This window comes from Vibrio fortis (assembly GCF_024347475.1).
Taxonomy (GTDB): Bacteria; Pseudomonadota; Gammaproteobacteria; order Enterobacterales; family Vibrionaceae; genus Vibrio; species Vibrio fortis.
The window spans coordinates 2,229,724-2,252,841 of record NZ_AP025487.1 but is presented as its reverse complement, the minus strand read 5'-3'; the positions used below and the strand labels follow the sequence as shown (position 1 = coordinate 2,252,841).

The following is a 23,118-nucleotide window of genomic DNA, read 5'->3' as shown; positions in this document are numbered from 1 at the left end:
TTGTGCACTATAATGTGGTCAGACCACAAGGATAAATAACAGAAGTGATGTCTGCCATGTACCCACATTTATTAGAACCTCTAGATCTTGGATTTACTCAGTTACGAAATCGTGTATTGATGGGATCAATGCATACAGGCCTTGAAGAAAATAAAGAAGGGCTGCACAAGTTGGCTGCGTTTTACGAAGAGCGAGCGCGAGGGGGCGTTGGTCTTATCGTAACGGGCGGCTTTTCACCTAACTTACGTGGCAGACTGCATCCCTTCAGTGCAGAATTCAGCAAAGTAAAACATGCAAAGGCGCACCAAGTCGTGACACAAGCCGTACATAAGCATGGTGGTAAGATCGCGTTGCAACTTCTGCATGCAGGCCGCTACGCGATGCACCCATTTGCGCAAAGTGCGTCTGGAATTAAGGCTCCAATTGCTAAGTTTGCACCGAGCGAAATGAGCCCTCGTCAGATAAAGAAGACCATTGCAGCTTTTGCAAACAGTGCTGAGTTAGCGCAAGTTGCGGGTTACGATGGTGTTGAGATCATGGGCTCTGAAGGTTACCTGATTAACCAGTTCATCTGTAAGCGCACCAATATGCGTTACGACGAATGGGGTGGCTCTTACGAAAAACGCATGCGCTTCCCACTTGAGATTGTGAAATCCATTCGCGAAGCGGTCGGCAAAGACTTCATCATTATTTTCCGCCTGTCGATGCTGGATCTGGTCGAGCAGGGCAGTACTTTTGAAGATGTCGTGCTATTGGCTCAAAAGCTTGAAGAAGCGGGCGTTACTATCATTAACACTGGTATCGGCTGGCACGAAGCCCGTGTACCGACTATTGCAACTCAAGTGCCTCGTGGTGCGTTCTCTTGGGTAACGGAAAAAGTGAAGCCTTATGTCTCTATCCCAGTCGTGACATGTAACCGAATCAACACTCCCGAAGAAGCAGAGCGCATTTTAAGTTCTGGGCAAGCGGATATGGTGTCGATGGCGCGACCATTCTTGGCCGACCCTGATTTTGTAAATAAAGCGGCACAAGACCAAGCACAGTTCATTAATACCTGTATTGGTTGTAACCAAGCGTGCTTGGATAATGTGTTTAAGGGCAAACGAGCTAGCTGCTTGGTGAACCCAAGAGCCTGTTATGAGACAGAAATTGTGGTTCAACCGGCTGAAGCGAGCAAGTCCATTGCTGTCGTTGGTGCCGGCCCTGCTGGCTTGGCGTGTGCGACCACATTGGCGCAGCGTGGCCATAAAGTCGATTTGATAGAGAAGAATGACCGTATCGGTGGTCAATTTAGACTGGCGATGCAGATCCCGGGTAAGGAAGAGTTTAGAGAGACGATTCGTTACTTTGCGAACCAAGTGGATGCGTCAGGCGTGAATCTTAAACTCGATACCGAGGCGACCTTCGAGATGCTACTTAAGTACGATGAAGTCGTGATGGCGGCTGGGGTAGAACCGAGAAAACTGAATCTAGAGGGTATTGACCAAGAGAAAGTCGTAGATTACCAGACTTTGATTCGCGATAAGACACCAGTAGGCGAAAAGGTCGCGATTGTTGGTGCGGGTGGTATTGGTGTTGATGTCGCAACCATGCTCACCGAGCCATCCTCTCACAGCTTGGATGATTGGCTGCATGAGTGGGGCATTGATAAAAATATGGAACACCCAGGTGGCTTATACCCATACCCAGATGCGATGAGTGATAAGACGGTTTGGGTAATGCAGCGTAAAGCCGGTCGCGTTGGTAAAGGCCCAGGTAAGACCACAGGCTGGATTCATAAACGTACCCTTGAGAAGCGCGGTGTAAACCTAATGGGTGGCGTGAGCTACGAGAAAATTGACGATCAAGGCCTACACATTACCGTTAACAAACAACCGAAAGTGTTGGATGCTGACTCTGTAGTTATCTGTGCTGGTCAGGTGTCTGTAAGACCGTTTGAAGACATGTGGCAAGAGTTTGGTGGGAAGCTACACGTGATTGGTGGTGCGGACTACGCGGGTGAGTTGGATGCCGTTCGAGCGATTCGTCAAGGTGTAGAGCTAGCTACCAAGCTATAAGCATCAAACTGTTCTGATTGCGTTTCAAATGGCGCAATTAATCGTCAAAGCCCTTAGAGAATATCTGAGGGCTTTTTTGTTACAGATGTTGCGACTTATTATCGTTTGTAATCTATGCTACAGTTCAAAGATATAAATAAGAAAATAGTAAGGACTTCAAATGGATGCTTTGGATCTATTGCTCAATAGACGCTCTATCGCCAAGCTATCTGAGCCAGCCCCTGAAGGTGTTGCCCTAGAGAACATTATTAAAGCGGGATTGCGTGCCCCTGACCATGCTGCTTTAACCCCTTGGCGCTTTGTAATTGCACAAGGTGCTGGGCTTCAGAAACTCTCTGATATTCTAGTACGAGCAGCCGAAGCGGATAACAGTGAAGAAGCTGTGGTAGAGAAAGTGAAAAAAGCGCCTTTCAGAGCGCCGATGGTGATTACGGTTATCGCAAAAGTGACCGAACACGATAAAGTACCGGCATTAGAGCAACATCTATCTGCAGGTTGTGCGGTTCAAGCGATGCAAATGGCCGCTGTCGCACAAGGCTTCCAAGGCTTCTGGCGTTCTGGTAAGTGGATGTTCCACCCAGAGGTACATCAAGCATTTGGACTCGAAGGTGAAGATGAAATTGTTGGCTTCTTATACCTAGGAACACCAGGTTGCACGCCAATGAAAGTACCAGAGCGTAACCTATCTCAGTTCGTAGAGTTCCTATAGTTACCTCGCCACTGTACAAAAAAACAGTTTATCTTGATTTATTAGAGCCACATTAGATAATGTGGCTCTAATTGTTTGTACTCTTTGGAAAATCATGTCTCGCTTAATCATCGCTGAAAAACCAAGTTTGGGTCGCGCTATCGCCGCTGCTTTGCCTAACCCACAAAAAAAAGGTGAGGGTTTCATCCAGTGCGGAAACGGTGATGTCGTGACATGGTGTATTGGCCACCTTTTAGAGCAGGTTGAGCCCGATGCGTATGAAGAGAGATACAAGAAATGGAATTTGGTCGATCTGCCCATCGTGCCTGAACAGTGGCAACTGAGACCTAGAAAAAGTTCCAGTAAGCAGCTCACTGTTATTCGCAAATTACTTAAAGATGCCAAAGAGATCGTTCATGCAGGAGACCCTGATAGGGAAGGGCAACTGCTGGTTGATGAGGTTATCGACTACTGTAAAGTCTCAAAAACTCGCAAAGAGTCTATTCAGCGACTACTCATCAGCGATTTAAACTTGCCAGCTGTTAAGCGCGCACTAGGCCAGATGCGCAGCAATAAAGAGTTTATTCCTCTGTCCGTCTCTGCTTTGGCGCGTTCAAGAGCTGACTGGCTCTATGGGATGAATATGACTCGCGCCTATACTTTGCTTGGTCAAAAAGCAGGGTATCAAGGCGTACTGTCCGTAGGGCGTGTACAAACGCCAGTACTTGGGCTGGTGGTGAGACGCGATGAAGAGATCGAAAACTTCATCCCTAAAGACTATTTCACGTTGCACGCCTTGATTCCATATCAAAATGGCAGCGATAGCTTTGACATTCGTGCACGCTGGAAACCCAGTGAAGCGTGTAAGCCTTGGCAAGACGAAGAGGGCCGAGTACTTAATCGCAAATTGGTGGAGAACGTCGCCAGTCGTATTCAAAATCAGCCAGCAAAAGTCATGGAGTCTGAGCAAAAACAGACGAAGCAGGCTGCGCCTTTGCCTTATTCTCTCTCAGCATTGCAAATTGATGCGGCTAAGCGCTTTGGTATGAGCGCGCAACAAGTTTTGGATACCTGTCAGTCTTTGTATGAGAAGCATAAGCTGATCACTTATCCGCGTTCAGATAGTCGTTATCTGCCAAAAGATCATTATTCACAAAGACAGTCCGTCGTTGACGCCATTGCAAACAACGCAAAAGAACTTGAACAAGGTGCTCAAGGCGCTGATTTATCACTGCGCTCTAAGGCATGGAATGACAGCAAGGTCGATGCGCATCACGCGATTATTCCAACCCCGAAAAAGTCTTCGGTGAACGGGCTTTCTGGCAATGAAATGAAAATCTATCAGCAAATTGCTCGTCAATACTTAATGCAGTTCTACCCACACGCTGTGTATGCAGAAGCTAAGTTGGTATTCGATATTGCTGGAGGGGTGTTTATCGCAAAAGGCCGACAGTTGGTGACTCCGGGTTGGAAAGTGCTGATGGGAAAAACTGACTCGGCTGATAAAAACGACGGCGCGGATACGGTCCCGCCGTTGTCGGAAGGGACGGTATTGACTTGCCGTGAGGGCGTGATTGGCGATAAGAAAACAGAGCCGCCAAAACACTTTACCGAAGCAACGCTTCTGCAGGCGATGACGGGTATTGCTCGTTTTGTTGCGAATAAAGATCTTAAATCGATTTTGAAAGAGACCGATGGACTCGGCACTGAAGCAACACGCGCGGGCATTCTTGATACTCTGTTTAAACGGCAGTTACTCACCCGTCAAGGCAAGAGCATTCACAGTAGCCCTGCAGGTCGAGGTTTGATTCATGCATTACCTGAAGATTCGACCTTCCCAGATATGACAGCGCACTGGGAGCACCAACTGCAAGGAATGGCGGAACGAAATCAAGCCTATCAACCCTTCATGTCGGATCTTGAAAACAAGATATCAGGGCTTATGCATCATGTGAAAACGTCTGAGGTGCCGGAGTCGCTGCGTCACTTGCCGAAAGTTGAGAGACCAGCTTATAAGAAACGCAAGGCGAGTGGTCGCAAAAAGTTTACCAAGAAAAAAGCCTCTAGCTAGCGTCCGACTTTTCGACCACAGCGTTCAAATAGGGCTTTCCAATAGTCTACGTGCTCACGGATGGAGACTCTGAATGCTCGATGAGTTTCTACCAGAGGAAAAGTGTAGGCGTGCAGCTGTGGTTGAGCCTCAAACAGTGAAAGGTGTGGGGTTAGCTGCTGGTAGTAGCCATCTAACTGTGCCATGTAGGGTTGAACCAACCCAATAAATTGCTGCTCAAAAACATTGTTGAGATGGCGAAATTTTGTGGTATCTCGCTGCTTTCCACAGATGATTTTATGATCGTACTTCTTGAGTTGTTGAGTTATCTGGTTTAGCTCAAACGTGGCGGCGCTCAAAGAGTAATGAAGATCGCCAAGCACGACTTGCTTCTCAAGTGTCTCTTGTACTTCGGTTACTGAGCCCAGAGTGAGTGTCGTATTGAAGGATTGGTTGAGGTAGCCCAGAGCGTCACTGACTCGTTGAACCTTCAAGCCGACATCTTCGCTAAGCCATTGGCTGCCACGCAACTGTGACTGCATCGCATCACTGGCGTAGAGAAGGTTCCATCTATGTTGCGCCAATTGATCACGCTTTTGTTGATCAATTTTGAGTAGTTGTTGTTGGACGTCTGAAGAAACCCCTGGATGATTCAAACACTCAGATAAGCCGTTGAGAAATTCGACCTGATAATCAAAGTTACGAAATTGGTCGGCGACTTTCCCTAGTACTGAATTACGCTCGGCTATCAAGTTAAACAGCCCGCATTCCCTTAACTGATAGCTGTCTAGTAGCCCCATTGAAATCGGCTCAATATTAATATTCAGCTCTCGCTTTCGTGGCAGAGCTTCATATTCCCACTCTTCTGAGATTCGAGTTTCGTCTTGAACCCGAGCTACCCGGTTGTGGTATTCATCAAACAAGTCGCCTTGCTCATCCCAACACCCACTGATAAGCAGGCACATAGAGCCTAGGAGCGCCAATTTATAGTGGGTTGGAGTACATCTCATCTTAGTACCTAGAACCGCTTACCAAGCGATCGCGGAGCCATCGTAGTTAATAAAGTGACCGCTTGATTCAAGACCACTTTGTTCTATAACCTGAATGAGCCCTTTCGCTGAAGTGCTGGTATCGATGAGCGCATTTGGTCCACCCATTTCAGTTTGTACCCACCCTGGATGTAGCGCTAATACAGTGAAGCCTTGAGAGGTCAGATCGTTGCTTAAACTTTTCACAACAGAGTTGAGTGCAGCTTTAGAAGAACGATAGATGTAACCACCTCCAGAGGTATTCTCTGCCATGCTACCGACCTTAGAAGATAGGCAAGCGATTTTCTTAACCGTGCTTTGCGCTAGATTTGGAAGCATGGATTCAACGAGTTTGAGAGGAGCAATGCTGTTCACCTCAAACACACGACGCCATTCATCCACATCTGTATTACCCAACCCGTAGCCTTTGGGGCCGTAATAACCTGCGTTGTTAACTAAGATATCGATATTGTCTAGTTTCTTCGTAAGCTCTGCCACAGTTGGGTAGTCAGTTACATCAAGTTGTAGGCAGGTGAGCTGCGGGTATTGTTCACACATGGCTATGAGGGACGTTGCGGAATTTCGATCGCGGTAGGTTGCGTAAACCGTGTGTCCTAACTCTAAATATTGTTCAGTCAGGCTAAGTCCAATGCCGCGATTTGCTCCAGTAATGAAGATGGTGCTCATGAGAAGTCCTTATAGAGAGAATAAATTAAGTTTGATGGCTTCTAAGCAGAAAATCAACGACCCACCAACTGGTTAGCAACATAGTCACGAATAGCATTACTGCGACCAACGAGCCACAGATCACTCCACTGAACAACATTAAATTTTTCATAATAGCGCCTTTAATCAAATCAAATGATAACTATTATCATTTATTACAGTTGTCGCCAAGACTCAGGCTGTTATGATCTTGAGAGTCCGTCAAAATGAAGCGTTTTATGATCCCGTTAATCTATCATCCAATTTACTCGCAGTTGCCTTTGCCAGAAGGGCACCGTTATCCAATTAATAAGTATCGATTGCTCCAACAAGCGGTTGAGGCTAAGAGAGCGGAGTCTTCTAGTTGGCATCAAGTATTTGAGGTGTTTGAGCCGCAACCTGTATCAATTGAGCAAGTTAAACAAGTGCATAGTGCAGAATATGTTGATTTGTTAATTAGCGGCCAGCTCGCTGCTCCTAAGATGCGTCGAATCGGTTTTCCTTGGAGTCAGCAGCTTATAGAGCGCACGCTTTGTTCGGCTGGAGGGACGTCTCTCTCGGCTGAAATGGCGATTGAGCACGGTATCGCCATTCATTTGAGTGGAGGGTATCATCATGCACATCATGATTTTGGTAGCGGCTTTTGTCTGTTTAATGATTTGGTTGTGGCGGCGAAGCTCGCGTTGACCTTTGAACATATTGAAACCGTTCTAATTGTTGACAGCGATGTACATCATGGTGATGGTACTGCAACCTTGTGTCAGCATGAGCCAGATATTGCAACGTTATCCTTTCATTGTGATAAGAACTTTCCTGCACGTAAGCCATCGTCTGATTTTGATGTCCCTCTATCCCGTGAAACAGAAGATGCAGAGTTTTTAGCAAGCTTCGAACAAGTGACGCAAATGGCTTTGTTGCACTACCAACCGGATTTGATTATCTATGATGCGGGCGTTGATATTCATATCGACGATGAGCTTGGTTATCTAAACGTGTCGACGCAAGGGATCTATCAACGTGATTGCATGATGTTTGAAATGGCGAAAAGTCACGATATTCCGATCGCGTGTGTCGTCGGGGGCGGATATCGTTCACAACACCAAGATTTGGTACCGATTCATATGCAATTATTGAATGCTGCATATAAGGTAATGGGCTAGATTTCATTACGACAGATATAAAAAAAGCCGCTGATTTCTCAGCGGCTTTTTCGAATGTGGTGGAGGGATAGGGATTTGAACCCTAGAACCGCTATTAACGGTTGCCGGTTTTCAAGACCGGTGCTTTCGACCACTCAGCCATCCCTCCGATGGCGTGCATAATATAAAGCTTACTGATGCTTGTAAACCCCTACAAAGAGCGTTTGCTTTCTTTATAACCGCTTTAACCTGTTTTTTTATTTGAGTGCTGAAAACTTGATCAAATAAGCGTTTCAACTCGCACATTAAAGGGCTGGTGCCTGAAATCTTATTATTGTGAGTCTATTGATTCGCGAAGCTAGGGTAAATGGCGAGTAAATAACAGTGAAGGCAGTTTCATGGGGCAGAAACGAAAAAAGCCGCTGATTTCTCAGCGGCTTTTAGAATGTGGTGGAGAGATAGGGATTTGAACCCTAGAACCGCTATTAACGGTTGCCGGTTTTCAAGACCGGTGCTTTCGACCACTCAGCCATCTCTCCAGTGCGGTGAATAATATAAGGCATCCTTAGGCTTGTAAACCCTTAATTTTCATTATTTTGTTTGAATGCTCGTTTTATAAACATTAATGATAATAAAAAAGGAAGCGCATGCTTCCTTTTTCTTGATAAACCTACATTTCACTGCATTTTAGTCGTTCTTGGTATAGAAACGCTGCAGCTCGGTTAGGCCTTGCATCAACACAGGGAGGCGAGGGCTAACGTCTTTTAAACGTTTGTAGTTTTTATCGTAAAGCTTGTAGTTACCAAATTTGTCGATAACCGTTGTTTGCTGTGTCGTAACCAGTGCAAGTTCGCGAGAATCACCGGCTAAGATCCACTTACGTTTACTCTCGTCGAATAGGTTACGACCACTGCTGAAGTCATTCGGGTTAGACGAAACACCCAATAAATCTTGTAGTAGAGTCACTGACAGATCTAAATGGCTAGAGCGGTGATTGTATTCAGATGCCGACTTACCTGGCCAGTGCATAAACATTGGCACTTGAAGCTGGTAACGGCTGTAATTTGAGTTTGCACCCCAGCTGTTCGTCTTGGTCTCGTTAAATTCAGTACCGTGGTTAGAGGTAATGATGACGACGGTATTTTCAGTTAAAGACAGCTCTTCAAGGGTTTGATAAATAGTTTGTAGTTCATCATCTGCCGCTTTTGCTGCTTTTTGGTAATCTGCAGCGAAACGTTCTGCTGCACTGCGAGTTTCGTTGCTGTCGTTTTGATAATTGGTGAAGTTATCTAACGTGGTTAACTCAATGAAGCTGAACCAAGGTGCACCTGCATTTGAAGACTGAACCCATTCCGTCCATGCATTGATTGCACTCTCGTCGTTATGAGTCTGAGTCCCTTCGTCAATTTTACGTCCGCGGAATATGATTTCAGAGAACATTGCATCTTCGAAATGATCGCCGCTGAAAGCAGCAATACTGTAGTTGTGGTGCTCAAGAACATCGAGCAGAACGGCGTTTGAGCCTTGCGACTTGATGCTACTCGAGTAGCTACTTGGTAGGCCGTAAAACAGGCCAAAAATACCGTACATATCATTACTTGAACTGTAATGATTGGTGAAGCTGATCCCTTCTTTTGCGTAAGCAAAGCTATTTGGCATAACTTCGTTGTTGAGAGCATCAGCACGCAGGTTGTTTACACTGACTAGTAGAATATTAAGGTCAGCACTGCGACGGTTATATTGAATTTGTTCCAGTGGGTAGCTGACAAGGTCGACATTGTCTGCATTCGCTTCGCGTCGTTCTAGGTACTCTTCACGGTCAAGTAAGCCGTGTTTCTCCATGAAGCTTTTTGCTGTCATTGGATAAGAGAGCGGGAAGTTCGCTTTTTGACTGGTAATTGGATTATAAAAATAGGCATCTGCCCAGATGTAGGTGAGATGACTACTAATAAAGCTTAAGAAAAACACAGCGGCGATCGGGCGGCCGATATGCTTGTGTGACAGTTTGCGCTGCTTGCGCCATACCCACTCAGATAAACCAAGTTGAAGCATGAAGATCAGCGGCATAACGATGAACAGATGTTGCAAGTCTGAGCTAAATGCAGTCTCTTCTTCGCTAAAGAGTACCTCCCAAACGACAGGCGTCAGGTGGAGGTTAATGCTTTGATAGGTTTGAGTATCTATCAATAGGACAGTTAATCCGATTGTTGCGAAGCATACGGCAACAAGTCGGAGTAACTTTCTTGACGGTAATATAAAGGTGAGCGGGAACAGCACCAATAGGTAGAGAGCGAACACCAAAAAGCCAAAATGGCCAACCCAAGAAACGGCCAGATAGAACTGTCCTAATAAGGTTTCGGGCCAAGCTGATTGAGTGATATAACGAGTACCGATCAACATCGCAGCAATGATGTTGAAAAATGCAAACCAGTGACCCCAACCAACCAGTCGAGATACACGATCGCTATATGAGTTTGCGCTGTCTACCATTTATTATTCTTTTATCCGTCAGTCTATCTTAGTGAGACTTCTTTTCGTCAAGCGAAGAGATTAGTGCCTCGGCAAATTTTTCAGCAATTCCTTTGCGTTGTGAAGCAGCAACGTTCTGATTTAAGACATTGGTTGCGATATTTCCGGCGATCATCAGTGAAAGTTCTGGTGAAGCTTTGTGCTTAGACAGTACAGCACCTACTTCAGCTAGGATGTTTTCAACTTGTTCATCTGTGTATTTAGATATAATCGGCATAAGGACTCTAATAATGATAGTAAAAGCGGCTTATGATAACCTACAATTCACGACAACTGAAACCTGAACGATAATATTTTCACTATGAGCCTTCATCTTTCCAACGTAATTTTACACCAGCTGAGCAAGAACGATCAGGATGAACTGATTGTTAACTTCCGTGCTGAGTCTCTCGATAACGACGCTTCATCTGAAAGCTTAGTGGCTGAACTGCATCGCGTTTTTAACTCAAAGCCTGGCAAAGGTTTTGGTGCATTTAAGTCCGACAGCGAATTTCAACAGTGGTTGCATGAACTTCGTAAAGGCGAGACAAATTTCTACGATTTCTCTCAAAAAAGTGCTCAACGTCTAAAAGAAGAGCTTTCAAAATACCCGTTTGCTGATGAAGGCACGCTAGTTCTAGCAGAATATCAGTCGTTGGCGACCGATTACTTGTTTATTGGCCTGCTACCATCAAACCAAAGTCTTAAAGTCACTGAAGGTCTTGATATCAGCGCGACAGACTACCTAGATATCTCCAAGATGGACATCGCCGCTCGTCTTGATTTGTCGACTTACGAGACTGATAAAGAGTCAAATCGTTACCTTGCATACATTAAAGGTCGTGTTGGCCGTAAAGTGGCGGATTTCTTCTTAGACTTTTTGCAGGCTGAAGTTGGTTTGGATGCTAAACAGCAGAACCAAGTACTGATGCAAGCAGTAGAAGATTTCGTTTCTGATTCTAAACTAGAGAAAGAAGAAGCGATTAGCTACAAAAAGCAGGTGGCAGATTACTGCAACGAGCAGCTAAAAGCGGGTGATGAAGTTCAGGTTCGTGAGCTTTCTGGAGAACTTCCTCCAAGCACTGACGGTACAAGCTTTTTAGATTACACCAGCGAGCAGGGATATGAGCTTGAAGAAAGCTTCCCAGCCGATCGTGCAACTATGCGTAAATTGACTAAGTTTGTTGGTGCTGGTGGCGGCTTGAATGTGAGTTTCGATAGTCTGTTATTGGGTGAGCGTATTTTTTACGATCCGGAGACAGATACCCTAACGATCAAAGGTACACCACCAAACTTACGCGATCAGTTGACTAGGAATAAGTCATAGCGTTAAGTTAACAATAAGTGGCAGTAGGACGCTGCCACTTATGCTCAATTTTGCTTTTAATTCTTTAGCTTAATGAGTCAATCTCCTCGAATCATTGGTTCACAACAAGGAATGTCGATGGAATTATCTGTGAGTCGCCAGCCAAGCTTTACGAGAACAACCAAAGTCATCACTCTGGTTTTTATCCTTTGGATTATCCCCGCTCTCATGTTGCTTAATTTGAGTCGCGCCTTTAATCAATCATTAGAACAGATCGAAGAGTTAGGGATTCGTGCCACTGAGTTAAGGCAATCGCTCTATTTCTCTGAACCGCTCCGAGTTTCCCGTGTGAACGATCTCGCGCTAGATGCTCAGTTAGTTTATTCCTTGCGACTGCAAATTGAGTCGGACTTCAATAATGCTTGGATTCGCCCAGATGTGAATCAGTTGCTGTATGTCGTAGACCAGTTTCTTGAAAAGTTTGATGAGTTCATTCCGATTGAGAGCCAAGTTCAATACCTTGTCGATGATATTAAGGCTTTACGCGCCGATCCCAATACCTCTGAACAATTGCAGCCACTGCTTAATCAATTCGGCACAGTGGTGTTTCAAGCCATGTATTCAGAGAATCACACTTCTTCTTCCATCTATCGTGCCTTTGATGCCATTTTAGAACAGTCTTATCAATTGAATGGTGATGAGCAAGATGCGTTGCAACAGCTGTTGGCCGACGCCTCCTCTTTACTTGGTAACTATGCCCAGCTTAATTACCTTGTGGATCGAATTAAGAAAAATTCCGTCAGTGAACAGATAATTGATCTTGAAGATCAATATCACTCAGCACAATTCTACATTGTATTTACACTGATGTTGTTGAGTGGTTTGGCGCTCTGTGCTGTTGCGTTTGTAAAAATCAGACCATCTGAAGAGAGTGGGGAGCTCATTAGTTCCAGCTCCGAAACAACAAAACCTGAACACACGGAAACCTCAAAGAGTGACACTACGCCTTCAAACGACACTCAGAGTTTTGACTTTATGGTGAAAGCAAATCATCAGCCGCAAGATTCGTCCTTTGGTCATGTGGATGCGACATCTCAAAGTAATACTCCAAACCCAACTCCATCTCCAGCGAAACAAGAGCAAGTGACATCTCCGGAGGCTACTAGCATTACACAACATGCTACTTCTGCGACGGACACTGTTGCTATTGAATCCTCGGTCGAGAAGGCGCAAGTTTCTGACTCACTAAACAACGCCAAAGCTGATAATGTCGTTCCATTGCAACTCAAAGAAGAATCTTTGAAGGTGGATGAGCCAGCGACTGAGTCCGTGATAAACATTGAAGAGATGCTAGAAACCTTGGACGGTGACCACGAATCTGTAGTCTTGCTATTGAATGTGTTTGTAGAAGATCACGCCAATGACTTTAACAAGTTCATCGAACTCAAAGGTGAAGATGAGGTGACAGCGGCACGAGTGGTGCACAGTTTGAAGGGCGTTGCTGGTAGTATCAAGGCATCGAGACTGGCCGTGATTGCTAGTAGCGTTGAAGCGAGCATGAAGCAATCGCAGTCGATCAGTGAAGATGAACTAGAAGAGCTTAAACTGGCTATAGAAGCGACAGTAAACGCAGCACAGGCTCATCTTCTAAAACACAGCAACTAGCGTTCGAATCTAATCTCTATTGAGATACAAAAAAAGAGCAACCACACTGAGTGTCGTTGCTCTTTTTTATCTGGACTGAGTAGAGATTACGCTTGTTGTTTGTTTAACTCTACCGCTTCTTCTGTTTCTACTGCTGGCGCTGTTGGTTCACACTTATCAACAAACCATCCCATGTAAGAGGTCACGATGGTTACGATGATACAAATGAAGCTCAACCACATGAATGGCGCGTAAGAGAGCGTTGCAACACCTAGAATACTCGCCATGTAGATACCGTTATCACTCCAAGGAACCATACCCGAAGTTAAGGTGCCACCAAATTCTGCGTTACGTGATAGGTTCTTACGTTGGTAGCCTAGACGGTCGTAGTTCTTAGCACAGATTTTTGGTGTAAGAATCAAAGATACGTACATGGCTGAGCCAAATACATTCCCCATGAATGCCGTACCAATCGTGCTTGTTGCGAGTGAGCCTGCGCTGTTTACGCGGCGTTCGAACACTTTCGCTATCGTCTCTAGTACACCTACCTTATCAAGTAAGCCACCAAAGCCTAAACCAAACACAATGACCGCTACCGAACCAAGCATTGAAGACATGCCGCCACGGTTTAAGATCGAATCAATAAACTCTACACCTGAAGAGATAGAGAAAGGTGCCCATGCAGTGTTAAATGCTGTTAGGAAATCAATCTCTTGAATCATCACCGCCCAAATAATACCTAATAGGGAACCAAAGCTAATTACTGGGAATGAAGGCATACGGAATGCCAGTAGACCTAATACAATCAGGACAGGGACAAAAGAGTAAGGAGTAATGTAAAACTGAACTTCCATCGCCTTGATAACAGAGTCCACTTGGCTCATGTCGACATTACCTGCGTAATGGAAACCAAACGCTGTGAACATAATGCCTGTGATGATGTAACTGATTAGAGCAACCGGCAACATGCCTTTAATGTGCTCAACGACTTCTACGTTAGACATTGAAGACGCAAGGATCACTGAATCAGAAAGCGGAGACATCTTGTCACCAAAGTAACAACCCGACAGTACAGCACCTGCAGTAATTGGAGCCGGTACACCCAGACCTTGGCCAATACCCATCATCGCAATACCTGCTGTACCTGCTGCGCCCCATGATGTGCCGGTCGCTAATGCAGTGAGTGAACAGATAATCATGGTTGCTAGTAGGAATATCGATGGATGAATCGCTTTTAAGCCGTAGTAGATAATGGTCGGAACAATGCCGCCAGAGATCCATGTACCAACCAGAGCACCTACCGCTAAAAGTATTAAAACAGCCCCTAAACCATTTGAGATCCCTTTGAGCGCTGCTTTTTCTAAGTCTTTGTATTGGTGCCCTAGGCGAATCCCCAGAACCATGATGATAAACCAACCGATGTACAGTGCGAGTTGGATAGGAAGATCAAGCTTCGCTGTAAATGAAAACGCGAGGGACAAAAATAGCCCTAACGAAATGAAAACCTGCATCAAGTTCGGTAGGCGAGTTTTACTCTGCTGCATAAAAGCCTCTTATTATTTCGAGCATTATAGTGCTTCGTTATAGTGTGGGGTACGAATTGGACACTACAGTAATGAGAGGATTATATCGAAAAATAACGTTCAAGTTGTGATATTTGACTATTTATAGTCTTATTTTTAGTATCAATATCTAAATATTTGTTAAATTGATGATTTAATAATGTTGATTTTTGTTGCACGTTGTTTTCACCATGTGAATGATTGTTTTGTGATTTGGCAGTGCTTCAGAGATAAGTGCTGACTGGAACTTGCTCGTATTGATTTTAATTTAATCAAATTAGAGGCTGGATAGCTTTTAAATGAGGATTTGACGAGTGTTTTCTGTGCTTTAGTTAAGGTGAGCAAAGATTAGATAACTCACAGATTTATCCCGTTCACTGAAAAGAAACGAAAAAGTTACACTTTTTGACAAAAAGCGCTTGAGTTCTGTTTCTGAAAAACTTATAGATGGAGGAAAGCAATTTAATTTTTATACATGGAGAGTTCGAGATGAGAGTAGGTCTAGTTGGTTGGCGTGGTATGGTTGGTTCTGTACTAATGCAACGTATGGTTGAAGAGCGTGATTTCGACCTGATTGAACCTGTTTATTACAGTACATCTCAAATCGGTATCCCAGCCCCTGTTCTTGGTGGCAAAGATGCGGGTTTACTGCAAGACGCATTCGACATTGATAGCTTGAAGCAGCTTGATGCTGTGATTACATGTCAAGGCGGCGACTACACATCAAAAGTTTACCCAGCACTGCGTCAAGCGGGTTGGAAAGGTTACTGGATTGATGCTGCGTCGACTTTACGTATGGATGCTGACTCTATCATTACTCTTGATCCAGTTAACTTGGCTCAAATTCAACAAGGTATTCACGGTGGCACCAACACCTTTGTTGGCGGTAACTGTACTGTGAGCTTAATGCTGATGGCCTTGGGTGGTCTTTACGAAAAAGGCATGGTTGAGTGGATGAGCGCAATGACGTACCAAGCCGCTTCTGGTGCAGGTGCGAAGAACATGCGTGAGCTTATCTCTCAAATGGGCGTGATCAACGACAGCGTAAGCTCTGAACTTGCTAATCCAGCAAGCTCTATTCTTGATATCGATAAAAAAGTAGCAGATACCATCCGTTCAGAATCATTCCCAACAGACCAGTTTGGCGCTCCGTTAGCGGGTTCATTGATTCCTTGGATCGATGTGAAGCGTGAAAACGGCCAAAGTAAAGAAGAGTGGAAAGCGGGCGTTGAAGCGAACAAGATCCTTGGCCTAGACGGTCAACCGATTCCTATCGATGGTACTTGTGTACGTATTGGTGCGATGCGTTGTCACGCACAAGCGTTGACTATCAAGCTTAAGCAAGACGTTCCAATGGACGAGATTGAAGAGATCATCGCAACGCACAATGATTGGGTTAAAGTGATTCCAAACGATCGTGATATCACAGCTCAAGAGCTAACGCCGGCGAAAGTAACAGGTACTATGTCTGTACCAGTAGGTCGTCTACGCAAGATGTCTATGGGTAACGACTTCCTAAACGCATTCACAGTAGGTGACCAACTACTATGGGGTGCTGCAGAACCTCTACGTCGTACTCTGCGCATCATTCTTGCAGAGAAAGCGTAATAGAAAGACTTTTCTGTTTTGAGGCGAGAGGGCGCTGTCCTTTTTAAATTCGTCGCTTAATGAGAGCTTAAAGCCGATGTTTATACATCGGCTTTTTTGTGTCACCTACTAATATCACTGAGATGCTCTTAAAACCTTTCGCATCCCGTCACTCGAATCTCGTACCTGCTTTTAGATCTTTTAGCATCTAACCACTCGAATCCCATACCTGCTCTTAGACCTTTTCGCATCTCGCTACCCGAATCTAGTATCTGCTCTTAGATTTTTTCGCATCTCGCTACCCGAATCTCGTATCTACTCTAAGATCTTTTCGCATCTCGTCACTCGAATCCCGTATCTGCCCCTACTTATCCTCAACCACAACCCGCTTATCTGGATCCGCTAGCTCACTGCCACAGTGCTTACAATGCATAGCATCAGAATCATGTCCCGAGCGATTACAGTTCGGACATTTTACGAGCTCTTTATGGGCATTCATTTCATTACTCAGTTCCGCAGTAATAATGCCTGTTGGTACTGCAAGGATTGAGTAACCCAATAACATGGTCAGTGATGCAATCGCCTTGCCGAGTACGGTTTGAGGGACGATATCGCCATACCCAACAGTTGTGATGGTTACGATCGCCCAATAGATACTTTGCGGAATACTTGTAAAGCCGTTGTTTGGACCTTCAATAACAAAGATCAGTGAGCCAAAAATGGTCACCAAGATGCCGACTGTACTGAAGAAGATCAGGATCTTGCGTCGTGCCATCAATAGCGAGCGCAAAAGAATGTTGGAGTCTTGCAGATAGCGAACGAGCTTGAGGATGCGGAAAATACGCATCACGCGCAGCAGCCTGATCACGCCCATGAACGACGCACCTGGAAAGAGTATCGCTAAATAGGTTGGCAAAATCGCAAGTAGGTCGACAACGCCATAGAAGCTAGTGGCATAGGACTTTGGCTTGGGTGAGCAATACAGCCTTAATAGATACTCAATCGTAAACAGAGCTGTGAAAGTGTATTCAATATAACGCAGCTCTTGCGACCACGCTGTCATAACGTTGGGCAGTGACTCGATGATTAACACCACTAAAGACGCAATAATGGCAACGATCAATGAGATATCAAAGATACGGCCTGCTCGGGTGTGTGTACCAAAAATAATGACATAGAGATGATGCTTTAGAGAGTGTCGAGACATGGTTGTAAAAGTGTGCTTTTTGTAATGACTTAGTAAACATCATACTCGGTTGAAATAAATGAGGCGAGTGAAAGCCTGTGCTTTACTCGCCTCTATACAATTTTTTCGTCAGTTAGACGTTTTCTTTATTACGCTAAACCTGGGAATAGGTTGCGAAGGCCATTGGCGATGAACTCAATACCTAACGCCCCAAGGATCAGACCCATAATACGAGTGATTACGTTGATTCCTGTTTGACCGAGGAAACGCACAATCACGGGTGCTGAGCGGAACAGTAACCATGAACACGTAGCAAACGCGACAATACTAATACCGATGCCGACAGTGTCGATTGCTGCTGGGTAGCGTGAGCCATAAACAATCGTCGAACTGATAGCACCTGGGCCGGCCATTAGCGGCATCGCAAGAGGTACAACACCGATTTGCTCACGGCTTACGTATTCTGATTTCTCTTGTTTATTCTGCTTATCCTCACCCAGCTTACCGCTCATCATTGAAAATGCGATGCTGAGTAGCAGTAAGCCACCGGCTACGCGGAATGAATCTAAAGAGATGCTGAACATATCTAGCAGCATCTGTCCTGCCACTAATGACACAATCAATATAACCGCTACTGCTACGTTGGCTTGGAGTGCTGTACGGTTCCTCTCTTCTGGCGGCATATGAGCTGTGAGAGAAACAAAAACAGGCATGATGCCGATAGGGTTTACAGCGGCGACAAGCCCAAGGAAGAATTGCAGAAAAATTGCGAGTTCTAAACCTTGCATGAGAGCGATCTCCAGTTAGCGTTAATAGTAAAGTGACTTTGATCTGACCTATATCAGAGTGCGTAATGTAAGGGACAAATTCAAAGAGAGCGAATGAAAAAAACTAACCTGAAAAGGGGGCTGTTTTTTAGAAAAACTAATTGAGTGATAGATGTGTAATTTGAATGTTGCGAGATATTGTTTGGTGTTTCATGTTGTAACTTGATTTGGTTTAAATGTTATCTCGCGCACGCTTTTAATAAAAATTATGACAGTTTCTCCCCCGTTGCAACGGGATGGATATACTCTCAGTAGCACAAATTTTGCCGTATACATGTAACTTAGCTGACTAAAAATGAAACTTTTTTACAGAATATGACATTAATTAGAAAAGTTTTATCCGTTTGCTTGTTTTTTGTTCGAATGCAAATTGTGATTTTAGTCTATATAAATCATGACTTTAACGACGTTTTTGCGATTGCCTTACCACTTATTGGTTAATTCCTTTTAGGTAACTGATCTGGGTCAATTTTTTTCACACACTGAAATAATATACTCAGTTCCGAAAGCAATTTACTAAGAACGCTGTTGGCAACCGAGTGATGACACAGTGAATTTAATAAAAAGTTTTTAATATTTATTATTTTAGGAGATCCACCATGCCTGTAACTAACTTAGCTGAACTAGATGCTCTAGTAGCACGCGTTAAAGCAGCACAAGAAGAGTTCGCAACTTTCTCTCAAGAAAAAGTAGATGCAATCTTCCGCGCAGCTTCTCTTGCAGCTAACCACGCTCGTATCCCGCTAGCTCAACAAGCGGTAGCAGAATCTGGAATGGGTATTGTTGAAGATAAGGTAATCAAAAACCACTTCGCGTCAGAATTCATCTACAACAAATACAAAGACGAAAAAACTTGTGGCATCTTAGAAGAAGATGACAACCTAGGTACAATGACTATCGCAGAACCTGTAGGTATCATCTGTGGTATCGTACCAACAACTAACCCAACTTCGACTGCGATCTTTAAGTCTCTTATCTCACTTAAAACTCGTAACGGCATCATCTTCTCTCCACACCCACGTGCGAAGAACTCTACAAACGATGCAGCGAAACTAGTTCTAGACGCAGCAGTAGCAGCGGGTGCTCCAAAAGACATCATCGGTTGGATCGACCAACCATCTGTAGAGCTTTCTAACGCTCTTATGAAGCACGACGGCATCGCTCTTATCCTTGCAACTGGTGGTCCAGGCATGGTTAAAGCAGCTTACTCTTCTGGTAAGCCAGCAATCGGTGTAGGTGCAGGTAACGTTCCTGTAGTTATCGATGAAACAGCAGACATCAAACGTGCTGTAGCTTCTATCCTTATGTCTAAAACTTTCGATAACGGCGTAGTATGTGCTTCTGAGCAAGCAGCTATCGTAGTTAGCGAAGTCTACGACGAAGTAAAAGAGCGTTTTGCTTCTCACAAAGCTCACGTTCTATCTAAAGCTGACGCTGACAAAGTACGTAAAGTACTTCTAATTGACGGTAACCTAAACGCGAAAATCGTAGGTCAACCTGCTCCAGCAATCGCTGAAATGGCGGGTGTTAAAGTTCCTGCTGACACTAAAGTGCTTGTAGGTGAAGGTCTAGGTAAAGTTTCTTACGACGATGAGTTCGCTCACGAGAAACTATCTCCAACTCTAGGTCTATTCCGTGCTGACAACTTCGAAGACGCAGTTGCTCAAGCGGTAACTATGGTTGAAATCGGTGGTATCGGTCACACATCTGGTCTTTACACTAACCAAGACGTTAACGCAGACCGCATCCGTTACTTCGGTGACAAGATGAAGACTGCACGTATCCTTGTAAACATCCCAACTACTCACGGTGGTATCGGTGACCTTTACAACTTTAACGTAGCACCGTCTCTAACTCTTGGTTGTGGTTCTTGGGGTGGTAACTCTATCTCTGAGAACGTAGGTCCTAAGCACCTTATCAACAAGAAAACTGTAGCTAAGCGAGCTGAAAACATGTTGTGGCACAAACTACCTAAGTCTATCTACTTCCGTCGTGGTAGCCTTCCAATCGCAATGAGCGACCTAGAAGGTAAGAAACGCGCATTCCTAGTAACTGACCGTTTCCTATTCAACAACGGTTACGCTGATGAAGTAGTTAAACTGCTTAAAGAGCAAGGCATCGAAGTGCAAACATTCTTCGACGTAGAAGCGGATCCAACACTATCTGTTGTTGAGAAAGGTGCAGAAGCAATGAAGAGCTTCCAACCTGACGTAATCCTAGCTCTAGGTGGTGGTTCACCAATGGATGCTGCGAAAATTATGTGGGTAATGTACGAGCACCCAGAAACTCACTTCGAAGAACTAGCAATGCGCTTTATGGACATCCGTAAACGTATCTACAAGTTCCCTAAAATGGGTAAGAAAGCTGAGCTTGTATGTATCACTACAACTTCAGGTACTGGTTCAGAAGTTACTCCATTCGCGGTTGTTACAGACGACAAGACTGGTGCTAAGTACCCACTAGCTGACTACGAAATCACGCCAAACATGGCAATCGTTGATGCTAACCTAGTAATGAACATGCCTAAGTCTCTAACAGCATTCGGTGGTTACGATGCAGTAACTCACGCTCTAGAAGCTTACGTATCTGTTCTTGCTAACGAATACTCTGATGGCCAAGCTCTACAAGCACTTAAGATGCTGAAAGAGTACCTACCATCAAGCTACGCGAACGGTGCAAACGACCCAATCGCTCGTGAGAAAGTACACAACGCAGCAACTATCGCTGGTGTAGCATTCGCGAACGCATTCCTAGGTGTTTGTCACTCTATGGCGCACAAGATTGGTGCTGAGTTCCACCTACCACACGGTCTGGCGAACGCACTATTAATCTCTAACGTGGTACGTTACAACGCGAACGACAACCCAACTAAGCAGACTGCATTCTCTCAGTACGACCGTCCACAAGCACGTCGTCGTTACGCTGAAGTTGCTGACCACCTAGGCCTAAGCCAAGCTGGTGACCGTACTGCTCAGAAGATTGAACGTCTACTAGCATGGCTAGACGAGCTGAAAGGCGACCTAGACATTCCTAAGTCAATCAAAGAAGCAGGTGTTTCTGAAGCTGACTTCGTAGCTAAGCTTGATGAGCTAGCGGTAGAAGCGTTCGATGACCAATGTACTGGTGCGAACCCACGTTACCCACTAATCACTGAGCTTAAAGACGTACTACTAGCGTCTTACCACGGGCAAGCTTACGTTGAAGGTGAAACTTTCGAAGGTACTACAGTAATCCTTAAGAAAGCTGACCAAAAACCAGCAGAAGCTAAAGCGTCTAAAGCTAAAAAAGAAAAAGCTGAAGCATAAGTAAGATTCAGTTTTGAGATAGATTTTCGCTAGCACGTTAATCTACATTCGGGAAAAGAACAAAGCCCCAGTCGAAAGACTGGGGCTTTTTTTATTTTCAGATATTTAGTGAGAATTTATTGGGAAATCACACCTCTGCCGCCACCACACGACCGCTAAAGTAATCATTAGAGATAATGTATTCCGTAGTTCGGGTGAGTTCATCTTGCAGTTGTGCCCAATGGCATTTGTTGAGCTTGCCGTCGGCATTATGAATAGCGGGGATAACACCGCCGACTCGGATATTGAAAGGGGTGAGCTCTTTGGCCCAACTGTGGGTGAAGCCAGTGATCATAGAGTTTGCACTTTCGAGCCCCGAGACATCTTTGAAGTCTTCATGTGAAATCACATTGACTATCACGCCTTGCTTGTTGGCTTGACGCAGTCGGTCGACGCTGGCTTGACCGAACGAGAAAAGGGTAGAGGCCATAGCGGAAAGGTTATCAATAAAGCAGCTCACGGGTTGAGTGCCAGTAAGTGTTGGCATGGGTGTGCTTACCCAGTTGTTCACGAGAACATCGGGCGTTGTACCAAAGGTTAGCTGTATAAAATCAAATACCTTGAGAATGGTTTGGCTATCGTAACGCTCGATTGGGTAACTATACACAGCTGTAGAATAGCGAGAACACACTTGGTAGGTCTCTTCTAGGCTGGCACTATCAATATCACAAAGAATGACGGTCGCACCCAGATTCACAAAGTGGTTTGCGATGGTTCCTCCAAGTTGTGACCCAGCGGACGTCACCAATATGATAGAGCTTTTAATTTCCATTCCTAGACCTAAATGAGTAGCAGTGGTTAGCTAAGAATGGGTTAAAAATTATACGATCGGTGTGAATTAGTTCAAAGTAAGCACTGAAAATACAGAACTTTATACGAACTTAGTGACAGCTCACACTTTATAGGTACATGTGTGAAATATATCACTTAGAAGCTGGGCATAGATGAAGTTTAGGCTTGTGCTTGAATATGGAACTGACGTTGAGCTGTTGTAAGTTCATTGTATAACGTTGCGTGTGGCAACTCAGCGGGTGGCTGTTTGGCGAGCTTACGACGTTCATGAGTCGAGAGGTTGTGATATACCTCTTCAGGGAAGTCATATGTTCGCTCTGGCATGAAAGCTAACGCTTCAGGTGTTAGGTAATGATTCAGCTTTGCACTTGGAAGCCCGGCTTGGTGAAAGCCTTGCGACTGTTTTGCTGAAATTTCATATGAAGATTGATTTGAACGTAGAGGTTGCGGCTCGGCAACACCAAACTGTTGGCGCAATTTGCTTTCTGTTGTCTCTTCGACCGAGAAAGCATCAAGAGGGGTGTTGTCGCGAACATCATCAGAAAACATGGACAGCAGCAACGCGAAATCAGCACGGCGACCCTGTTCAACCGCTTGGTTGAGTCCAGTCCCGAACTTGAGTTCGTTAATTATGACAGTGCTATCGAGTGTGTTTACTTGCATGGTGCCTCTCTTTGGATACACCTATAACGGCA

At 44.8% G+C, this 23,118-nt stretch carries 18 protein-coding genes and 2 tRNA genes; 8 read left to right on the top strand and 12 right to left on the bottom strand.

Features of this window, described 5'->3' with window-relative positions:
* Positions 1-47: 47 nt before the first annotated feature.
* The 3 genes from OCV50_RS09735 to OCV50_RS09725 all read left to right on the top strand — a co-directional run bounded on the left by OCV50_RS09735 (position 48) and on the right by OCV50_RS09725 (position 4,816).
* Complete coding sequence (locus tag OCV50_RS09735) at positions 48-2,057, top strand: NADPH-dependent 2,4-dienoyl-CoA reductase (protein WP_239841423.1); 2,010 nt, start codon at positions 48-50, stop codon at positions 2,055-2,057.
* 160 nt (positions 2,058-2,217) lie between these two features.
* On the top strand, positions 2,218-2,766 hold the full coding sequence (locus OCV50_RS09730; protein WP_239841424.1) for an NAD(P)H nitroreductase: 549 nt from the start codon (positions 2,218-2,220) through the stop codon (positions 2,764-2,766).
* Between the two features lie 94 nt (positions 2,767-2,860).
* The gene (locus OCV50_RS09725; RefSeq protein WP_261902913.1) at positions 2,861-4,816 is read left to right on the top strand and encodes a DNA topoisomerase III; all 1,956 of its coding nucleotides are present in this window, start codon (positions 2,861-2,863) and stop codon (positions 4,814-4,816) included.
* Here OCV50_RS09725 and OCV50_RS09720 read toward each other — a convergent pair.
* The 3 genes from OCV50_RS09720 to OCV50_RS09710 are packed head-to-tail and all read right to left on the bottom strand — an operon-like array spanning position 4,813 to position 6,661.
* Positions 4,813-5,805, bottom strand: a complete 993-nt coding sequence (locus OCV50_RS09720) for a DUF3080 domain-containing protein (RefSeq protein ID WP_261902912.1) — start codon at positions 5,803-5,805, stop codon at positions 4,813-4,815. The two genes, OCV50_RS09725 and OCV50_RS09720, sit on opposite strands and share 4 nt — an antisense overlap.
* 18 nt (positions 5,806-5,823) lie before the next feature.
* The gene (locus OCV50_RS09715; RefSeq protein ID WP_261902911.1) at positions 5,824-6,510 is read right to left on the bottom strand and encodes an SDR family oxidoreductase; all 687 of its coding nucleotides are present in this window, start codon (positions 6,508-6,510) and stop codon (positions 5,824-5,826) included.
* A gap of 25 nt (positions 6,511-6,535) precedes the next feature.
* Positions 6,536-6,661, bottom strand: coding sequence for a hypothetical protein (locus tag OCV50_RS09710; RefSeq protein ID WP_261902910.1), 126 nt, complete (start codon positions 6,659-6,661; stop codon positions 6,536-6,538).
* A 106-nt stretch (positions 6,662-6,767) separates the two neighbouring features.
* Between OCV50_RS09710 and OCV50_RS09705 the strand changes: the two genes are divergently transcribed.
* Complete coding sequence (locus tag OCV50_RS09705) at positions 6,768-7,688, top strand: histone deacetylase family protein (protein WP_239841428.1); 921 nt, start codon at positions 6,768-6,770, stop codon at positions 7,686-7,688.
* A gap of 57 nt (positions 7,689-7,745) precedes the next feature.
* On the opposite strand, the gene OCV50_RS09700 is transcribed toward OCV50_RS09705, so the two are convergent.
* From OCV50_RS09700 to OCV50_RS09685, 4 genes are all read right to left on the bottom strand, one after another.
* Positions 7,746-7,836 (bottom strand) — tRNA-Ser (locus tag OCV50_RS09700).
* A 279-nt stretch (positions 7,837-8,115) separates the two neighbouring features.
* A tRNA-Ser gene (locus OCV50_RS09695) sits at positions 8,116-8,206 on the bottom strand.
* 148 nt (positions 8,207-8,354) lie between these two features.
* Positions 8,355-10,157: a DUF3413 domain-containing protein gene (locus OCV50_RS09690; protein WP_261902909.1), complete on the bottom strand. Its 1,803-nt coding sequence runs from the start codon at positions 10,155-10,157 to the stop codon at positions 8,355-8,357.
* 28 nt (positions 10,158-10,185) lie between these two features.
* The gene (locus OCV50_RS09685) at positions 10,186-10,413 is read right to left on the bottom strand and encodes a YejL family protein (RefSeq protein WP_032551972.1); all 228 of its coding nucleotides are present in this window, start codon (positions 10,411-10,413) and stop codon (positions 10,186-10,188) included.
* Between the two features lie 84 nt (positions 10,414-10,497).
* Here OCV50_RS09685 and yejK point away from each other — a divergent pair, with 84 nt between their 5' ends.
* Both yejK and OCV50_RS09675 read left to right on the top strand, forming a co-directional pair.
* Positions 10,498-11,502 carry a nucleoid-associated protein YejK gene (gene yejK, locus OCV50_RS09680; RefSeq protein WP_150869014.1) on the top strand — a complete coding sequence of 335 codons (1,005 nt, stop codon included), beginning with the start codon at positions 10,498-10,500 and terminating at the stop codon, positions 11,500-11,502.
* Positions 11,503-11,619: 117 nt separating this feature from the next.
* Positions 11,620-13,146 carry an Hpt domain-containing protein gene (locus OCV50_RS09675; RefSeq protein WP_261902908.1) on the top strand — a complete coding sequence of 509 codons (1,527 nt, stop codon included), beginning with the start codon at positions 11,620-11,622 and terminating at the stop codon, positions 13,144-13,146.
* 86 nt (positions 13,147-13,232) lie between these two features.
* Here the strand turns inward: OCV50_RS09675 and nhaC are convergent, their stop codons facing one another.
* Positions 13,233-14,669: a Na+/H+ antiporter NhaC gene (gene nhaC, locus OCV50_RS09670; RefSeq protein ID WP_261902907.1), complete on the bottom strand. Its 1,437-nt coding sequence runs from the start codon at positions 14,667-14,669 to the stop codon at positions 13,233-13,235.
* 507 nt (positions 14,670-15,176) lie between these two features.
* Between nhaC and asd the strand changes: the two genes are divergently transcribed.
* A complete protein-coding gene (asd, locus tag OCV50_RS09665; protein ID WP_032551976.1) occupies positions 15,177-16,295 on the top strand; it encodes an aspartate-semialdehyde dehydrogenase in 1,119 nt (372 codons plus the stop codon).
* A gap of 343 nt (positions 16,296-16,638) precedes the next feature.
* Here asd and OCV50_RS09660 read toward each other — a convergent pair whose 3' ends face one another.
* Together OCV50_RS09660 and OCV50_RS09655 are read right to left on the bottom strand one after the other, a co-directional pair.
* Positions 16,639-17,481, bottom strand: a complete 843-nt coding sequence (locus OCV50_RS09660; RefSeq protein WP_261902906.1) for an ion transporter — start codon at positions 17,479-17,481, stop codon at positions 16,639-16,641.
* A gap of 128 nt (positions 17,482-17,609) precedes the next feature.
* Positions 17,610-18,248, bottom strand: a complete 639-nt coding sequence (locus OCV50_RS09655) for a YchE family NAAT transporter (RefSeq protein WP_032551978.1) — start codon at positions 18,246-18,248, stop codon at positions 17,610-17,612.
* Between the two features lie 638 nt (positions 18,249-18,886).
* Here OCV50_RS09655 and adhE point away from each other — a divergent pair.
* A complete protein-coding gene (gene adhE, locus OCV50_RS09650) occupies positions 18,887-21,592 on the top strand; it encodes a bifunctional acetaldehyde-CoA/alcohol dehydrogenase (protein ID WP_239841436.1) in 2,706 nt (901 codons plus the stop codon).
* A gap of 127 nt (positions 21,593-21,719) precedes the next feature.
* Here the strand turns inward: adhE and OCV50_RS09645 are convergent, their stop codons facing one another.
* Complete coding sequence (locus OCV50_RS09645; RefSeq protein ID WP_239841437.1) at positions 21,720-22,403, bottom strand: SDR family oxidoreductase; 684 nt, start codon at positions 22,401-22,403, stop codon at positions 21,720-21,722.
* 179 nt (positions 22,404-22,582) lie between these two features.
* The gene (locus tag OCV50_RS09640; RefSeq protein ID WP_261902905.1) at positions 22,583-23,086 is read right to left on the bottom strand and encodes a VC2046/SO_2500 family protein; all 504 of its coding nucleotides are present in this window, start codon (positions 23,084-23,086) and stop codon (positions 22,583-22,585) included.
* Between the last annotated feature and the right edge of the window lie 32 nt (positions 23,087-23,118).

Bases quoted from the DNA above. Each gene is read 5' to 3' on its own strand.
- nhaC (WP_261902907.1), bottom strand. From the start codon at position 14,669: ATGCAGCAGAGTAAAACTCGCCTACCGAACTTGATGCAGGTTTTCATT.
- OCV50_RS09720 (WP_261902912.1), bottom strand. From the start codon at position 5,805: ATGAGATGTACTCCAACCCACTATAAATTGGCGCTCCTAGGCTCTATG.
- OCV50_RS09685 (WP_032551972.1), bottom strand. From the start codon at position 10,413: ATGCCGATTATATCTAAATACACAGATGAACAAGTTGAAAACATCCTA.
- OCV50_RS09725 (WP_261902913.1), top strand. From the start codon at position 2,861: ATGTCTCGCTTAATCATCGCTGAAAAACCAAGTTTGGGTCGCGCTATC.
- yejK (WP_150869014.1), top strand. From the start codon at position 10,498: ATGAGCCTTCATCTTTCCAACGTAATTTTACACCAGCTGAGCAAGAAC.
- OCV50_RS09735 (WP_239841423.1), top strand. From the start codon at position 48: ATGTCTGCCATGTACCCACATTTATTAGAACCTCTAGATCTTGGATTT.
- OCV50_RS09640 (WP_261902905.1), bottom strand. From the start codon at position 23,086: ATGCAAGTAAACACACTCGATAGCACTGTCATAATTAACGAACTCAAG.
- OCV50_RS09710 (WP_261902910.1), bottom strand. From the start codon at position 6,661: ATGAAAAATTTAATGTTGTTCAGTGGAGTGATCTGTGGCTCGTTGGTC.
- OCV50_RS09645 (WP_239841437.1), bottom strand. From the start codon at position 22,403: ATGGAAATTAAAAGCTCTATCATATTGGTGACGTCCGCTGGGTCACAA.
- asd (WP_032551976.1), top strand. From the start codon at position 15,177: ATGAGAGTAGGTCTAGTTGGTTGGCGTGGTATGGTTGGTTCTGTACTA.
- OCV50_RS09715 (WP_261902911.1), bottom strand. From the start codon at position 6,510: ATGAGCACCATCTTCATTACTGGAGCAAATCGCGGCATTGGACTTAGC.
- OCV50_RS09660 (WP_261902906.1), bottom strand. From the start codon at position 17,481: ATGTCTCGACACTCTCTAAAGCATCATCTCTATGTCATTATTTTTGGT.
- adhE (WP_239841436.1), top strand. From the start codon at position 18,887: ATGCCTGTAACTAACTTAGCTGAACTAGATGCTCTAGTAGCACGCGTT.
- OCV50_RS09705 (WP_239841428.1), top strand. From the start codon at position 6,768: ATGATCCCGTTAATCTATCATCCAATTTACTCGCAGTTGCCTTTGCCA.
- OCV50_RS09690 (WP_261902909.1), bottom strand. From the start codon at position 10,157: ATGGTAGACAGCGCAAACTCATATAGCGATCGTGTATCTCGACTGGTT.
- OCV50_RS09730 (WP_239841424.1), top strand. From the start codon at position 2,218: ATGGATGCTTTGGATCTATTGCTCAATAGACGCTCTATCGCCAAGCTA.
- OCV50_RS09675 (WP_261902908.1), top strand. From the start codon at position 11,620: ATGGAATTATCTGTGAGTCGCCAGCCAAGCTTTACGAGAACAACCAAA.
- OCV50_RS09655 (WP_032551978.1), bottom strand. From the start codon at position 18,248: ATGCAAGGTTTAGAACTCGCAATTTTTCTGCAATTCTTCCTTGGGCTT.